Raw genomic sequence first — 16,581 nt, forward strand, 5'->3', positions numbered from 1 at the left:
TGCATCTCGCTCATACCCATCGTCTTAATCTCCACCCTGGGCTACATCCATGCGAGGAGGACGCTGAAGGAAGAGACACTGAACTGGCTGACGGCGGTTGCGGAATCGAGAAAGGCCCAAGTCTTGGAGTTTATGGAGGTAAAGAGTAAACAGGCCGTAAATTTTGGCTCCGACGGGTTCATAAGGGATAAACTCGAGACAATCAATGGCAAGGGATTTCTTAATGACAAGGCGGTCATTGCCCTGAATAAACACCTTTCCTTGGAAAAGATGCCGCTGGACACCAATATTTTAGCGATAGAAATTTTGGGCATGAACGGCACGACCGTAGCATCCACTAACGAATTGATGGTTGGGCGGGATGTGTCCGACGATGAAATATTTAAGCAGGGCATACATAGGAAGTATAATGAGTCCTATATCAGTCAGCCCCACAACTCTCCCGTCCTCAAGATGAAGAGCATAGATGTTTCCATTCCTATTACGTCGAGGAGAGGCACTGATACAATAGGCGTCTTAGTCAATCACTATGATGCTTCCACTCTGAATGAGCTTACAGCCAGCCGTGCCGGGATGGGCGAGACTGGAGAGGTCGTGTTAGTGCGGAGGGAAGGGGACAACATAGTATTCTTGAACTCCTTGCGCCATGCTCCCGATGCACCCTACAGCCTGTCCATACCTGTGGATTCCAGAGAGGCGAAAGCTATGAGACTTGCGCTGGAGGGGGAGAGCGGGACGCTGATAGCCCCTGATTACAGGGACGTTACGGTACTGGCCGCATATCAAGACATCCCCTCCCTGGGCTGGGGGCTTGTTGTGAAGATAGACGAGTCAGAGGCCTTTGCCCCGGTAAAAATGGTAGGCATCTTTGCGCTGATAGTAGGCCTGATAAGTGTCGCGGCGGTTATCAGCGTGGCGTTCTTCTTTGCCGCTTCGACGTCAAGGCCCATCAGGAGATTGACTGATGTAACCCGGAGATTTGCGGGCGGTGACCTGAAACACAGGGCTGTGGTAAACCGTGGTGATGAGATAGGCGTTCTGGCCCGGAGTTTTAATGCAATGGCCGACACCATTGAGGGCGACATTAAAGAAATCAAGAACGGCCACGACCACCTCAATATCATTTTAGCCAATATAGGGTGCCTGGTAAGGGTCATAGACCCTGAAACCCATAAGGTCTCTCTGCAAAACGACCCGTTTTGGGAGCTCTGTCCCGACGGACTCAAACACCCCTGTTACACCTTTTGGGGGAGAGAAAGCGAGTGCGAGCGCTGTGTCTGCCGTGAGGCCGTTAAGGATAACGCCCATCGCCATAAGGAGGAGCTGACACCGGACGGGAAGATCTATGAGGTCCATGCCTTCCCCCTCCCTAATCCCGATGGCAGCGTAACAAGGGCTATAGAGGTTATCAGGGACGTTACAGCCAGGAGGAAGATGGAGGCCGATCTTGAGGAAACGAGGATGCAGGTACTTCAGGCCCAGAAGATGTCAGCCATCGGAAGCCTCTCAAGCGGCGTGGCCCATTCTATAAACAATCCCCTCTCCGGGATAAACATGTTCTCCGACCTCCTCCTGAAGAAAACAGAGGAGATTAAAGACTCGGCCCTCCACAAGGAATTCAAGGACGGTCTCACGGAGATAAGAGAGGCCGCCAGACGCTGTAGCAATGTGACGAAAGACCTGCTGCGCATATCAAGGATGCCGAAACCGGCGAAAGAACCCGTTTACATCAACGAAATCCTGCAACATACCCTTGGCGTGTTTGTGCCTCAATTAAAATTATTGAAGATAAAGCTCGTAGAAAAGTTATCTCCGACTATTCCCCATGTCCTGGGGAGTAGCAACCAGTTAGAGACGGTGTTTATGAACATCATATCAAATGGCGTAGACGCCATGCCGGAGGGCGGGACATTGACCATTAAAAGTCGATACGTCCCAAAGGAGGAAAAGGTCCAGGTAAGTATAACGGATACCGGCAGTGGGATTACTAAACAAGACTTGCAGTATGTAATGAACCCGTATTTCACCACCAAGCCCCCGGGGAAGGGGACCGGCATCGGGCTGTCCTCTGCCCAGTTAACGATACAGTCCCACCGGGGCACGATAGAGATAGAGTCGGAAGTGGGCAAGGGTACAACGGTGAAAGTGACACTGCCTATCACCAAGCCGCCCCCCTCTGTACAGGGAGGCCCTGCGACACTCTAAATTTTTTTGCAGTGGCAGGGCTTTGCTCTGCTCAAATGTAGGGCCATGTGCGCCTCCGGCGCAGGTGGGGGTGAACAGACGGTCGATGAGCGTCAACGAAGTAAACTTCGTTACAAAAGGGTCACAGGTTGGACTCGGAAGCCGCGCGGTAATTAGCTTGACGGACTTGAACTGAGGAGGTAAATTTAAGTTGTTGGGTACGTTGGCATTCTTCCAGGGTTTTTGGCGGCATGTCCTTATGAGAGTTCTGGAAAACGCACGAAACTGTCACTGCGAGGAACGGAAATGGCGAAGTCACGCCAGAGGCTGAAAAACCCGTCAGTTAGTTTGGAGGGGAGATCGCAATGATAATGCGCAACGTTACTTTGCAGTTTTCAGACATCTTTTTGTATATGGAGGTGCAGTTATATGGTTGCTGAGAAGGTACTCATTATAGACGATGAGGAATCCATCCAGAAAGCCCTCTCACTTGTATTGAAGGGGGAGGGGTACAATGTCAGCGTAAGCGGGACGGGCAACGGGGGCCTGGAGAAACTCGCCAATGAAAAATTCGACGCCGTCTTCCTCGATTATAAATTGCTGGACACTGACGGCCTGAATGTGGCCAAGACTATACGAAATACAGACTCACAGGTCGCCATAATCTTTATAACCGCATACTCTTCTATAGACACGGCCCTTACCGTAATGAAGCTGGGGGCCTTTGACTTTCTGGAGAAACCGCTTCAAAAGGATAACACCCTTGCCTCCCTGAGACGGGCCCTGCTGACCAAAAAGTTTCTTGAGAAGGGCAAACATGCGTTGGAAAGGCCCAATATCCTTGTTGTGGACGACGAACACGTGGTACGTCTGGGACTGGAAGAGAGCCTAAAGGGTGCGGGCTATTACTGTAAGAGCTGCAGCAGCGGATACGAGGCCGTAAGGAAGGTTGAAGAGGAGTTATTTAATATCATCATAGTGGACCTTAAACTCGGGGATATGGAGGGTACCGAGCTTGTACGGAGGGTACGGGAACATTTCCCCGAGATGATGGCCATAGTTATGACGGGCATGCCCAGCATAGACAGTGCAGTCATGGCCATGAAGTCCGGCAGTTTTGATTATATAACAAAACCCTTGGATACCGAAGACGTAATCGGCAGGATAAAACTGGGGTGGGAGAAGTACAGGCAGGGCTTCCTGCTCAAACAGCTCCTCCACAACCTGCAGGCGGCAAACCTGGAGCTGGAAAAGGCAAACCAAAAGCTGAACGCACTCTCAGTAACGGACGGACTGACTTTACTGTACAACCACCGCTACATACTAGACACCCTGGAGATAGAGTACCAGAAGGCGCGGAGATTCCAAAAACCCCTGTCTTTGATTATGCTGGATCTAGACCACTTCAAGACGATAAACGACACATACGGTCATCAAGGTGGTGATAAAGTGCTTGTGAAGTTTGGCTCGTTCCTTAAGGAGCATCTGCGGACCATAGACATAGTGGGCAGATACGGCGGTGAGGAATTCTGTGCCATACTGCCAGAGACCGATACGGCCGGGGCCGTAGTAATCGCAGAAAAGCTGCGTCAGGCCGTCAGCGAAAGAACCTTTGTCCTGGATAATGAGATAAAAGTCCATGTCACTGCAAGTTTTGGTGTAAGCTGTATACAGGATGCGGGTGTTGACTGTGTTGATACCTTACTCGGTCATGCCGACAGCGCACTCTATGAGGCAAAATTGAGGGGCAGAAACCGGGTGGTCTGCTGGGCTGAGATCCACAAAAAGCCGGAAGCTCCCGCCAGTCAGGTCGCAAAAACAGCCGTCGCGGATTATGAACGCTATGCGTCAAGTACGGCAAAAGACCTGAAGAGCAGCTACGTACAATCCGTCAAGGCCCTAGTTAATGCCCTTGAAGCCAAGGACGGGTACACTGCCACACACTCATACCTGGTGTCCTACTATGCCGGCGCGGTCGCAAGACACCAGAAACTCTCTGATGAGGAGGTAGACGTCATTGCTACGGCGGGTCTGCTGCATGACATTGGAAAGATAGGAATCCCGGACGGGTTATTGAAAAAAGAAGGTGCGCTTACTAAAGAGGAAACGGCCGTTGTAAGAAAACATCCAGAGGCGGGGGCAAAAATACTCGGCCCGATGGGCTTCCTGCAGAGGGAGCTGGAACTGATCCATTTCCATCAAGAACGGTGGGACGGCCTCGGTTATCCCTACGGGATTAAAGAAAATAATATTCCATTTGGGGCGAGACTGCTGGCCATATGCGATGCATTCGAGGCAATGACCTCTGAAAGGCCCTATCGAAAGAAGCCGCTTACTGCAAGGGAAGCCCTGGAAGAGATTGAGAGGATAGGCGGTAAGCAAATAGACCCAACCCTTGTGGCACCCTTCGTGAAAGGTATAAAGGAACTGCTGTCAAAAGAAAAGAAGATATATCTAAAAGACCTTAACAAGACTGTGCTCCTGCCGCAATTGTAGGACACGTTGTAAGATAGTGAATCCACTTTACCCCGTTATCCTTCTGCCCGCAATCCCCGCCCATTAAGAACGAGTAGCAATCCGTTCCATGTGTAAAATACCTCAACGCTAACGTGTAGGGTAGGGGCAGGCCCCTGTGCCTGCCCAAATGTCTGCCGTAGGGACAGGCCACGCAAGAGGCGGATAAAATCTGCTGCGACAGTCTTAAGCAGAGTAAACTCTGCCGCTACAATCTTGAGACTATGTAGTGGTCGAGCCTTCGGCCTCGAGGTCCTCAGCCCGAAGGCTTGCTCGACTTTATGGTCAATCTATGCAAGACATTCCGGGGGAGGGTAAAAAGAGATTGTAGTTGAGACTGCGACTCAGTCGTATCTACTGGTATCTGCGGTTTACTATGTGTGTGTATTTCAGTTAACAATCGGGCCTCAGGGCCGGAACGCGGCGTAACTACTTGTCAACTGCGTCGTTGAGTTCCTTCAGAAGGCTTCCCAGGTCGGTGCTGTGGATGCTTACGGCAGTGCCTATGTTAACTGTACGTGCCAGTGTATTTAAGAGCATGGGGTTCCTTAGCTGTTTAAAGCCCCGGTTTACCAGGACGTCGAGCGTCTTCGGATGTTGTTTCACCAGCTGGTAAACGTTTGTTTCGGGAGTTACCACGGTAATTTTCTCTCCCGCATCTTGTTGAGTTTCCTTGACAGGTTTCTGGCCAACTGTCTTCCAGATGTTGTAGCCGAAGAGACACAGCGCGCCCCATTCCAAGAAGCCGCTTATGCCCATAGGGAGGTAGAGGGCGGTCATGTTGTAATCCGCAGCCAGCGGTTGACACGTAACGCGCAGGACGGTACCCGTGTTTATCAAGACAAAACTCCAGAACAGGGCCCTGTAGCTATAGAGCTGCACTCCTATGCTCATGGGAATCATCTTGGAGGCGCAGCCCAATATCATCATGGTTATAAACCCTACGAATATGGCGTGCCGGTAGGCGCCAAACAGGGCGTACGGCACCGCTGCACCGGTGTAGAATTGGTGTAAATTGAAGTACAGCAGCGCGAGTTCCGCCACAATGAACCAGAACAGGGCGGCCTTTATGAACTTCCGAAAGTCCTTTCTCGGCACACCGGATTCTATTTCTCCTATGCGGTGCAGTCTGAGGTTATAAAAGAAGAGCAGGACCGCCAGCGACTCCAGAAACCCTGCCACAAGAGACGTTGTCTTGAAGAGGGGGTACGTTTCCATAAAGAGCAGACTCAGAACCCTGAGCAGGATTGAGGCGTTTAGCAGCAGGAATGCGTAGAGGTTTATGTCTTTTTTGGGTTCCTTTATACCCAGGAATATGGGTAGGGTCTTGGTCAGGATTCCCAGTATTACCATACAGGCGAAACCCATTATCTGCATATGTAGCATGGGCTGTTCTACCCGGGGCGGGATGGTATCCAGCCCGTTATAGGCCATGTATACCAGGGTCCCAGTGAAAATCAGTGCCTGTACCAAAAACCAGGCGTATCCCGCAAAGAAATATGCCTCGTAGACCTCAAACTTTCTGGTGGTATTGGAACGGTATGTCTTGACCATGAGATAGATAAAAAGGCATATTGCCAATAACTCCATAAGACTTCCGGCTATGGCCATGACCCAGAACGGTGTATAGTTTCCCATAAGTAGCAGATGCCTGGACACGAAGACCAGTACTATGCCGATTGTCATTGGTATAAGCGTTTTCCCGGCGATAAAGACGTTATACAGCGGCGTGCCCCAAAATCTGGGCAGCGCAAAGTAGGATATCCCCATGATAAAGAGTCCCACCCACCCGTAGACCTGTGTGTGGCCGTGAGCCTCCAGCATGGCCCTGGGCACCCCCGAAAGGGTGCCGCTCATGGCAAAATAGAACAGGAAGCCCGCACCGTACAAGCATCCTGTGGTTAGCGCAAACAGGATGGACACCTTCAAGAAGCCTATGTGGATGTCTTCCGGCCGGGGAACGGCGCCACCCTTCAAGGCGGTGGCATCTGAACCTTCCAGGGCCTCGTTAAGCTCGTCAACCAGCTTATCCGATGACAGGTGGAGACCCAGGGCGAAGAAAGACATCTTTTCGTCAGGCCAGTGCTCCTCTGCCAGTTCCAAGATTTTGTACGTGTTGAAGACGGCCCTCGTCTCGGGGTAACGGGTGGTGACCAGCCTGAAGCTCATGTTCTGGTGTATCTTTCTGCCGGGTGTAACTCCAGCGGCTTCAACGCCCGCGGCAGGGGATGCAATGGCGGCGTTCAGCTCCCGTAAGAACGCCTCCAGATCCGCTCCATCTTTAGCGGCTAGAGTCTCCAGGTCGCTGTCCAAATCCCTGAAAGGATAGAGGTGGAACTTGTGGAATACCTTTGCTGCGGCAGGATATTCCTTCAGTATGTCCAGTACCTTGCTGTTTTTTGCAGCCCTCACGCTAGCAGTTCCTCAAGTTAAATTCTGCAGGAGAAGAAGTTAAATGTATAAATAGTAAGTGGAGGGTAAAAAAAATAATAGCACAGAGGAAGCAGGTAAGTCAATCAGTTATTTCCGCACAAAGGCTTTCGCCGGCGGCCTCGCTCCGCCTCAGGCGGATTGGGCGAGCCCTCAGAATGACAATTCTGGGGACTTTTTCAGAGGTCTCAATATGTTTATATAGTATTTTAAATACTATTTATATGCTGTGGCTTTTGCCCTGAAATGTTACATACTTTCAATATTTAAGTTCCTCATTTGAAGTGTCTCTGAAGAGAATGAAATGATGACCGGTCGCATGACACGAAAATATTTCGTTCCAATTTTGGCGTTGCGGTGTCATATGGAAAATATTTGGTGTTCATTTTCAGATGCAGTTACGTAGAATGGCTTTGGATGCGGGGGGTTAATTAGCGTAAGGGCTGAGTGGACAATAGGATAAATGGCTCACCAAAAAGATGCGTGTAAAAGTGATTATTTGGCACGCGAAATGCAGTTTTTACTGGATGACTGTTGCGAATTTAGAAATGTTTCTGGTGGAAGAAGGAGCCCTACAATGAAACGCACTATGAAATTTGACTATGGCTTAAGGGCGCGGTTCAGGTCGAGCAAAGGGGTTAGGGCCTGTCTGATGTGTGGCAGGGTGTTCAGGAGTGATGGGCCGCACAATCGCAGGTGCCCCCGTTGCAATTATCTGCTGGAGCACGCCCGGGAAGGCACATATTATGAGCCGAGGGTTTATTCGGCCATGGGCGCTCGGGGGGTTGAGGTATTGGACGTCACCTAGATATCGATTGGTGAGTCTGGTAAAATCCCTCGCGAAGGCGGTCCGTATCCAAATCGTTACACCTTGTATCATTTAAAAAGTGTGGAGGGGTGTAAAATGTTCAAAAAGAACGTGAGGTCTTTTAACGAGACGGTATTATTGCAGCCCGGTAGAGACGTGAGGAGACCGAAGGGGAGCCGAAAGGCGCTTAAGATAGCGGCCAGCGTTGGTGCCAGTGCCGGTACGGTCGTCCTCGCCTTCGTGAGGACCTAGATCATGGCCATATTGACTATTTTGCGCCCTGGTCACACGGATGTGGATAGAAAAGGGGTGGTGTTGTGGGTACCAAGCTTATTGACAGTAAACGACGCTTTGCAGAAATAGACGTATACCCCCTTACGTTTGAGCCTGAAATGGCGTGGGGGAAGTGCTTTGAGAAGGAAGAGGTGGATAAGGCAAAGGTTGGGGCCGCGTCGAGACGGCAGCGATATTTGCTCACCAAGAACAGGGGAGGCGGCTAGGAGTTAAAAGCTGGTCCTCCATCTCCATTCCGGAGTGCATGAATTGGTTAGTTCCCGTAACTGCCTTTCACAGAGGATAATTTGACATCTGTGACCCCCAGCAGTTTCAGGTGACAAAATCCTCTGTGGAAAGGCATGACTGAATATCTGAGCCAGAGGATGCGTTTTTTACTGTCCCGTTGACATAGATAAGGCGGGACCACATTATACACTCCTGCCCCTGCCAGTATGTCGGTTAGCCCCCGTTGTTCCCTCCTCTTAACAGGGGAGGAAACGTCCTTTTGTGGGGTCATCCTCCGGGCCCCACATCCGTTATGCCTAACCAGCGAAATAATGAACTATAACGCTAATCCCCTCGGCCTGTTCCTGGGAGTCGGCGGCCAGGATCTTTAGTCCGAGCCTGTCGCCGGGTCCGTAGTCTATGGACTGAATGGCCGTTGACCCGGAGAGGGTGTCCTGGGTGAGTGTGGCTGTGCGGCCCTGGGCGGAACCGTTCTTCATCAGGTCTATTTCCACATTACTCCCCCTGGGTGCGCTCCGCGCATGTATTGTAATCCTATCTATTGTAACGTCTTCACCAAACAGGAAGCCGTCGAAAAATACCTCCCCCTGGCTGGGCGCCCCTTCATGGTACACCGTCAGATACCGGTGTTCTACTTTAGGGGCCTGGAGGAATATCCTGACGTCCCTCACGTCACCGGGGGCAATGTTATCGATTGTCCCGGCGGCGGCCGAGCCGTCATCGTGGACGGTAACGACGCAGACGGGCATCTCGCCACCGGGGAAGGCGGGAGGCTGGACGGAGTCAGGCGTGTCGCCGGGACTCCCCTCGTAGCTGTTCAGTCTCGCGGAGGCGTCCACCGTAAATAGGACCTTGTTATAATATCCCGCCGTCATCGCAGCGACCTCAAACTCACCTGCCGTCCCCAGTCTTATGTTATTATTGCCCAGGAAGGTCGCCTCGGTGTTGCCCAGCATAAAGGCCCCACCGGCTATCGTGATAGACCGGTTCGGCGTATCCTGCGCCGACGCCCTCAGGCGGTGGGTAACGTCTCTGGCATAAGTAAGCTCGCGTGTAATCTTGTTTATATCCGTGGCGTCTATGAGTGAGCCCATGCCAAAATACTGCGGGTTTACCACCTCCCCGGCGTCCGAGCTGTGGAAGTGGACATAACCCATCACCCAGTCCACGTAGAACTCCCCGGACTGGGCGGGTAGCGACGTTACCTCTGTGTACCCGGAGATGTTTACGCCCGATTCCCTGTCCGGCACCTCGTCCAGCCTCACCCTGTATGGAGAGCTCGTGAGGATGATATGGAATTCCGTCGTGATGTACTGGAGGCTCTCCCTGCGGTTCACCTCCGTTGTAAACGTAGCGGTCTCCACAGAGGCCCTTACGTCCAGTCTTACGTTCTCTAATGAATCAGGCATGGTTTGTCACCTCCATCTCATCTCTCAGTCTTATTTGGAGACCTTTTGATAAACTATTATTATGGAGCCCAGTCCGCTTCAGGCGAAAAGTCCGCCAGAGGCGGCCTCATGCCGGTCAAGAAACTCTTTAGCTCATGATGTGAAGCTTGACCAGTACCGTTTCAGATTTTTTGCCGCTAAACTCTCCGGAGATTGCCCGGCCGAAGGGGGTCGAACCGTAGAGCACGCTGCGCAAAAACTTCAGCCTGAGCGCGACAAAGACCAGGCCCATGGACGCGGCGGAACCGGGTACGGACAGTCTGAAATCAAGCGTCTTTTTACTGTTGGCGCGCACGGGCCCGACGCTGAACTCCGTCCCCGTTGTAAGTGGTGTGTAAGCGGACTGACCGGTGAGTCTTACCTCCAGGTATCCGTTATCCACCATCTCCTTTCCGAGACGGTTATCGTTACCCAGCGGAAATGCCGATATTCTCACATCATCCGCGGCTTCAGCCGCCTGAAGCCTGGCGAACCACAGGTCAAGACTGAAGGTTCTCTCGGTGTCCTTCCGGTACCAGTTCACGGGTATTGTCAGCAACTCGTGGTCTGTCTTGCCGCTGCGGTAGAGTTCAAGCCTCTCCTCTCCCAGGCGTCTCCCGGAAGGCGCAAACGCCGTGGTGAAACTGAGCCGCAGGGGGCTGCGGGCCTTTACGTCCGTATTGAAAAGCCAGCCCTGGGGGAACTCCGTTTCAAAGTTAAAATCAAATATTGCAGCGGCTGCGGCGTTGCTCCTTAGCATCCACCCGTCGGCCACGCCCGTCGCAAAGGCGAACTCGTAGGCACTTCCGGCCTTTACGTCAGACCAGAAACCCAGCAGTGACGTCTCCGGCAGTCTTGCACCTGTCTCCGTCTCAAGCGACCACTCCGGGGCCAGCCCGGTGGAAAACAAAAATTGCCACGCACTGCCCGCCCTTGTCTCGGTCCTTAGTCTTTCTTCTGCGATAAACATTTAACAATCGACTCCACTATCAACGGGTGAGGTCTCGTTATGCCGCGTTTCGACCTTATCAGCGCCACGGCCTCATCAATTTCCATTCCCCCGGAGGTCAGGTAGGCGGTAACCGCCCCCGCGCTCCGGGATATGCCCGCGTCGCAGGCCACACAAACGCACTCCCCCCTATCCAACCAGCCAGAGATCGTATCAACAACAAACCCCACGGTCTCACACGTCCAGGGAACGCAGTCGTCAATCTCTACGTGCACGTGCTCCCGGGTTATGCCGTTAAGACTTATCAGCAGTACCTTGTACTCGTCCTCAGGGAGTTCCTCGGCAACGTAACGGTCTGTAATGTACAGGTTGTCTATTATCTCGTTCATTGTTGGCTTGAGTCCTATGCAGTCTCCAGAATCCGCTCATACACAAGACCCGGTTTTCCGGCCAGGTCCCATGCCTCTATCTCGACGTCTACGGTTTCTTCGTAGCCCCAGCTGCCCGAGGGAGGTTTTACCTCTATATTGTAGCTGCGGCGGGTGCCCGTGAAGGAGAAGCCGGGGCTACCGTGCTGGTAGACGTCCCCATTAATCTTGACCTTCACCGTGCTTATATCGATACCTACGGTGTCACTCCTCACCGTAAACCTTAGCGGGTTATTGAGGGGGACGTTTGTCTCTTCATCGGTGGGAGACGGGTATCGCGTTACATATGGAACCGGGTCAACCGGCGCGGTAACCCTGGGCGGGGTATTGGCCAGGGCTGTTACCTTTTCCGGGTCGCCCAGCCCTTTTGCGGTAATACCCAGTCGTGCCCGCTGCGTTTCTATGCTGTCCGCGGCCACGGGCCAGGGCGGTGCCGCAAGAAGCGCATTAACCAGCCCGTGACCGTATATCTTCCGGTTAATCTCGTCACCGAGACCTTCACTTCTCAGAATGGTTGCCGTGTCGGCCAGTCTTTGTCTGACCTCCCCGGGGCGATAAACAATACCGCCCGCAACCACAAGCGCTGCCACACCGGCCACGTATGCCGCACTGATTGAAGTTCCCAGACCAATCCCCATACTGTTCGTTCCCTTTGTTGAACCGATACCTACTTTAAGCTCTGAACCGTACGTTATCCTGCCGCCGCCCTGGGCGACCAGCTCAGTGTTGCCGTCTCTTGCGTGATAGATACGCCAGGTCCGCATGATCTGCACCCATATATCCCAGAAGCTTTTGTAGTGGTCGGGCCTGTCACTGAGGTTTATGTTTCCCACACCTATCACCTTCTCGTGTCTTGCCGGAAAGAGTGCCATAGAGATGCTGCCCGGAAAGTCGTTATTTATACCTGTGTATGCCGCATATGTGCCACCCACCGGCGCTACCAGGATGATGCCGGCCCGGTATGCCCTGTCAAGGGCCTCGCTCAAAGCATAATTGAAATTATTTGATCCGAAGCCCAGGTAGATGACCTCCAGCCCGTTCTCTATGGCCCAGTTCACGGCGGCCACCGCACGGTCCCATGTCAAAACCCCATCGTCGTCTGATATCCTCAGGTCGTACAGGTGGGCTTCGGGGGCCACGCCGTTTATGCCCAGGTCCAGCGGTCCGCCGGGTTGGGAGGCGATAAATGCCCTGCTGCCGTCGGCGGCGATAATACCGGCCTGAAACGTCCCATGGCCGTAGCCGTCCGTGCCGTCGGGGGCCTGTTTTCTGACAAAGTCCCAGCCGCCTTTAATGCGCTCTCTGAAGGCCACGTGGTTTGAGATACCGGAGTCCACCAGGCCGACCCGCACACCCGTGCCTTTATTGTACAGGTGGACCAGGTCCGCCCCTATCCTCTCGAGCGCCTTCCTGCTCAAAAGCGAGGTCTTTTCGTCTTCATACTGTGACGCAAAACCCTGAAGTCTTAACATAATTCCTTCCTCAAAGATGTAACGCCTATGCCGTCCCGCAGCGCAAGCGCTGAGGCACCTTGAATCACGCCTGCCGGATTACCCCTGGTTCAGTCCCGGATTTCCGGCCAGGTCGGTGGCAAACGCCTTGACGCTGACACTGCGATTGTACTCAAAGTCCGTGGTGGGGTCTATGGTAATGACATACTCCCCGGGTGTCCCGGAGTAGCTAAAACCGGCGTCCCCCTTCTCATACCTGACGCTGTCTACCTCTACCCACACGCTGTCTATGTCCACACCCCAGCCGTCGTCCCTGATGGTAAGCGTAACGTTCGTGTTGACCGGAACCCCAGTCAGTCCCGGCGCCGGTGTTGGGTAGTTGAATACATAAGGTCCCTGTGTGTCCTGTGTCTTGAGTTCACACCTGAGTCCCTCAAACCCCAGGTTGGAGGTGGTGACCTCTGCCCTCAAACTCTCAAGTGCCTGGGCATAGCCTTCAAGCTGGGCCTTAAGGTCTTCATGGCTCCATGCGTTTCCGCTAACTTCAGTCTTCAGGTCCTCAAGGGCCGTATAGGCCTGTGCCCGGGCGTCGGCCATAAGGTCATCCAGAGACCAGCCCAGCGCGTTAAGCTCCGCCTTGAGGTACTCAAGCCCGGTGGGGTATTCTGCGTCAAGGAATGACTCCAAATCCTCCAGGGCGTCATATACTGCCGGGTCAGCGGCGGTGTATTCGTAGTTATTACTGTAGCTGTCATAGGGCGTGTAACCACCAAAGACATAGCCTTTGTAGCTGCCGATGGTAACTGCGGACATTTGTGACCTTTTACCGGGCATATCTGCCCTGGTAGTCCACGCATTGGCACTTTGGTCATACTCCTCCGTTGTCTTTATAGCCGTGTTCAGGGTGGCATGATCCCCTCCGGCGATATAGCCTTTACCGTTTACGGCGGCACCACCGGGAGCAGTCGTGGCCTCACCCTTGCTGGTCTTTGTAGCCCAACTGTTACCGCTTTGAGAGTATTCATAATTATCAGCATAGTTAGTGCCACCAGTCCTGCCCGCTACAGCATAATATTTATCAGAATCCAAAGTAAAACCACCTGGGTGACTACGGGAATTTGGGGGCAGTGCCTTACTTGCCCAAGAGTCTCCACTCTGCGAATATTCCTCATGCGCAGAGCCTTTCCTGCCGTACATCTTATCACTCCCGATGGTGCATAGCACATCACCGACACCGCTGCCTCCCGTAGACCAGTTGGATGAACCGGTTCTGGTAGACCACGAGTTGCTGCTCTGGGAATACTCGTAGTTTGAAATGTTGTTCATCGCGCCGGTGACATATAGTTTGTCGCTGCCTATAGAAGTGGAACCGGGCAAGGTGGCCATGCTTGCGGGCATAGATGTCTTTGCGGTCCATGAATTACCGCTCTGGGAATATTCTTTGTGATGGTCATTCCCTCCACCGGATATAGCACCGCCGCTTATGTAGCCTTTATCTGTGCCAATGGAGGCGCCCCCGTGCTGGTATCGGGCCTCTGGAAGCGCCGTCTTGGTCGTCCATGTATCAGCCATTGTTATCTCCTGTCCGTCAGGCCGGTGTAATAGTTAACGTATAAGAACCCCTGTTAGTGCCCACCTACTGCCCCTTCCCTGTTGTCTTCAAGCTGTTTTACCCTCTCCTGCAGTGATTCAATAAGCCTTTCCTTTTCGGCCTCCGGTATCTGCGGCAGGTTTTCGCCCCGGTTGCCCTGTACGAACCTGCGCAGGAATTCACCCTGCCAGTACTCCGGCTCTGCCTGCTCGTAGTTGCCGGGGAATTTTCTCTGCGGGGCAAGCCGGTCCATCTCCTCCTTGAATTGCGTTATCTCCCGCATAGTTTCACCAATGGCCTTCTTTATGTTAAGAAGCCCCCACTCCTTCATGGACACCTCAAGCCTCGACGTCTCGATAGAGAGCTCAAGCCGTTCACGCTCGAACTGGTCGCTAACCACGTTCTCAAGCTTGTAGTCGCGTTCCCTGACGTTCACCTCCTCGGTCTTTATCTCAAGCTCAGTCTTCCGGTACTGATAGTGCATGTCGAGCAGGCTGTGGTAACGGGTGTTTATCTCCGTGAGACATTGCCTGTGGGCACGGTCGGCCGAGCTTTTCTCAAACTGCCCTATGATGAAATTCTTTATCTGGTACCGGGAATGACCGAGGGGGAGGGTTTTGAAGAATTGTTCTACCTCTTCCAGCAACTTCCGGTTCCGTCCCTTAACCAGAAACAACGGGTCAACGTCTTTGGTTAGTACATTCTTCATTATCTTCCCTCTACAAGGTTAAGCTGTAGCGTAGTCCGCTCACACCAAACACGGCGGCAGATTTTTACCCTGAGGCGGACTGTATTTCGCACGATCCGCCGGTTTGTTTGGAGGGCGTATTTGCCTGAGGCGCGACCTTCGGCATGACTTGCTCGAATTATGATGAATTTGTGCAGAGCAAGCTCTGCCGCTACAATCTTCAACGAAGTAAACTTCGTTGTCTACCGTTTCATTTTCAGGCGCGATGGGTATTGTCTCTGTACGTGAAGGTTTCAATCCGTTTCTACGCCCTTCCTCCAGCCCCAGGTCTCTGAGCCGAGGTACTCCTGGCCGCGTTTATGGACACGGACGCTTACGTCTCCAGCCTGGACGGGGCCGTCGTCGGACTTCTGGAAAGCGGTGAGCCTGTAGACCACCACATCGCCTTCCTTTTCCCCTTCCGCGGCCGCCTTGCCGGGCCGGCCGTTCCCGCCGGCACCCATCAGGTAGACATCCGTAACGTGGGGCCTGCCGCCTATGTGCTGCACGCACTCCACCATGTGGTTATACTCCCGGTAGCCCCGCAGCACTATCATGTCACCGTAGGGGTTTGTGTACGAGAGCTTCTTTATGGGCTTATCCGGCAGGTCGTTCCAGCCGGTATCCACCGAGCCCAGGGGCCTGCCCTCGGCCACCTCACCGTCCTCAAAGGTGACAACAAATCGCATCAACTCCGCCTTTGGTGTCATTTCTCATCTGTCTCCTATATATTGTAGTGGCAAAGCAGGGGCAGGTCTTGCGCCTGCCCTGTTTGGGCGACCACAAGAGTCGCCCCTTCGAATAGTCGAGCAAGCCTTCGGGCTGAGGTCTTCGAGGCCGAAGGCTCGACTACTACTTATATTGCCTTGTTTATGAATAAGAGAACCTCAGGGTACATACCGGGTTATCGGAGAACGGGCTTGCCGACGCGGGCACCCTTACGGCCAGATTAAAATACAGGTCGGCACCGCCCCCGGGGACGTTGGCAGAGGAAAGTTCCAGACGGTTGTCAGAGCCTGAACCTGCCACCCTGACGGCCCCAGCGGCCCAGTCGCTTGAACCCGGACTTGAGTACGTGGTGCCGGAGCCATAGATGTAGGAGCTGCCCGCCGTACCTGAACCCAGCACCTGGGAGTTAAAGCTGTTATGGTTGTCGTCGTTCCAGAACTCAAGAAACGCCTTCGACTGCGTTTGGCCGGCTATGTGGATGCAGAAGACGTATCTGTTGTCGCCGCCCTGCTGCAGGCCCTGGTTGGTGCCCGCGAGGGGTACCTGGTCGACTATGGAGCCGTCGTCTATAAAGGTCTTGTCTATCTCGACGGAGCCGGAGTCAGGTATGATGATTGTGTCACGCGTGCCGGTGGGGTCACCGTCATTGGCGGCCGAGCCGGTCCATAACAGCGTAAACGCGGACGCTCCGGTACCCGTGGTAATGGGATTAAAGTTACTGTCCGACCCCGAACCGGCTGTCTTTGCCACGTTGCTTGTGGTGTGGTTATAGAACCAGTAAACGTCAGGTTTTGCCATCGGAAAAATCCTCCAAATATGTT

General features: G+C 53.2%; 14 protein-coding genes. 5 read left to right on the forward strand and 9 right to left on the reverse strand.

The features are described from left to right. Positions 1-2,205, forward strand: a 2,205-nt coding sequence (locus NOU37_08180) for an ATP-binding protein (protein ID MCQ4575207.1), incomplete at its 5' end; no start/stop codon positions are given. 408 nt (positions 2,206-2,613) lie between these two features. Further along, positions 2,614-4,680: a diguanylate cyclase gene (locus NOU37_08185; GenBank protein ID MCQ4575208.1), complete on the forward strand. Its 2,067-nt coding sequence runs from the start codon at positions 2,614-2,616 to the stop codon at positions 4,678-4,680. Positions 4,681-5,127: 447 nt separating this feature from the next. On the opposite strand, the gene NOU37_08190 is transcribed toward NOU37_08185, so the two are convergent. Further along, positions 5,128-7,110, reverse strand: coding sequence for a DUF1858 domain-containing protein (locus NOU37_08190; GenBank protein MCQ4575209.1), 1,983 nt, complete (start codon positions 7,108-7,110; stop codon positions 5,128-5,130). A gap of 595 nt (positions 7,111-7,705) precedes the next feature. Between NOU37_08190 and NOU37_08195 the strand changes: the two genes are divergently transcribed. The 3 genes from NOU37_08195 (at position 7,706) to NOU37_08205 (ending at position 8,436) form a co-directional block, all read left to right on the forward strand. Further along, positions 7,706-7,936 carry a hypothetical protein gene (locus NOU37_08195; protein ID MCQ4575210.1) on the forward strand — a complete coding sequence of 77 codons (231 nt, stop codon included), beginning with the start codon at positions 7,706-7,708 and terminating at the stop codon, positions 7,934-7,936. Positions 7,937-8,032: 96 nt separating this feature from the next. Further along, a complete protein-coding gene (locus NOU37_08200) occupies positions 8,033-8,188 on the forward strand; it encodes a hypothetical protein (protein MCQ4575211.1) in 156 nt (51 codons plus the stop codon). 65 nt (positions 8,189-8,253) lie between these two features. Then, on the forward strand, positions 8,254-8,436 hold the full coding sequence (locus NOU37_08205; protein ID MCQ4575212.1) for a hypothetical protein: 183 nt from the start codon (positions 8,254-8,256) through the stop codon (positions 8,434-8,436). 318 nt (positions 8,437-8,754) lie between these two features. Here the strand turns inward: NOU37_08205 and NOU37_08210 are convergent, their stop codons facing one another. The 8 genes from NOU37_08210 to NOU37_08245 all read right to left on the reverse strand — a co-directional run bounded on the left by NOU37_08210 (position 8,755) and on the right by NOU37_08245 (position 16,558). Continuing rightward, positions 8,755-9,867, reverse strand: coding sequence for a hypothetical protein (locus tag NOU37_08210; protein ID MCQ4575213.1), 1,113 nt, complete (start codon positions 9,865-9,867; stop codon positions 8,755-8,757). A gap of 127 nt (positions 9,868-9,994) precedes the next feature. Further along, a complete protein-coding gene (locus NOU37_08215; protein MCQ4575214.1) occupies positions 9,995-10,855 on the reverse strand; it encodes a hypothetical protein in 861 nt (286 codons plus the stop codon). Further along, positions 10,831-11,223 (reverse strand): dual specificity protein phosphatase family protein, encoded by a 393-nt coding sequence (locus NOU37_08220; GenBank protein MCQ4575215.1) that lies wholly within the window; start codon positions 11,221-11,223, stop codon positions 10,831-10,833. Before NOU37_08220 ends, NOU37_08215 begins: the two co-directional genes overlap by 25 nt. 14 nt (positions 11,224-11,237) lie before the next feature. Then, on the reverse strand, positions 11,238-12,734 hold the full coding sequence (locus tag NOU37_08225) for a S8 family serine peptidase (GenBank protein MCQ4575216.1): 1,497 nt from the start codon (positions 12,732-12,734) through the stop codon (positions 11,238-11,240). 78 nt (positions 12,735-12,812) lie between these two features. Further along, positions 12,813-14,285 carry a hypothetical protein gene (locus tag NOU37_08230; protein ID MCQ4575217.1) on the reverse strand — a complete coding sequence of 491 codons (1,473 nt, stop codon included), beginning with the start codon at positions 14,283-14,285 and terminating at the stop codon, positions 12,813-12,815. A gap of 53 nt (positions 14,286-14,338) precedes the next feature. Continuing rightward, positions 14,339-15,013, reverse strand: coding sequence for a hypothetical protein (locus NOU37_08235; protein ID MCQ4575218.1), 675 nt, complete (start codon positions 15,011-15,013; stop codon positions 14,339-14,341). A gap of 272 nt (positions 15,014-15,285) precedes the next feature. Beyond that, positions 15,286-15,741, reverse strand: a complete 456-nt coding sequence (locus NOU37_08240; GenBank protein ID MCQ4575219.1) for a hypothetical protein — start codon at positions 15,739-15,741, stop codon at positions 15,286-15,288. A gap of 160 nt (positions 15,742-15,901) precedes the next feature. Further along, a complete protein-coding gene (locus NOU37_08245) occupies positions 15,902-16,558 on the reverse strand; it encodes a hypothetical protein (GenBank protein ID MCQ4575220.1) in 657 nt (218 codons plus the stop codon). Between the last annotated feature and the right edge of the window lie 23 nt (positions 16,559-16,581).

Origin of the sequence: Candidatus Bathyanammoxibius amoris (assembly GCA_024451685.1) — a bacterium.
Classification (GTDB): Bacteria; Planctomycetota; Brocadiia; order Brocadiales; family Bathyanammoxibiaceae; genus Bathyanammoxibius; species Bathyanammoxibius amoris.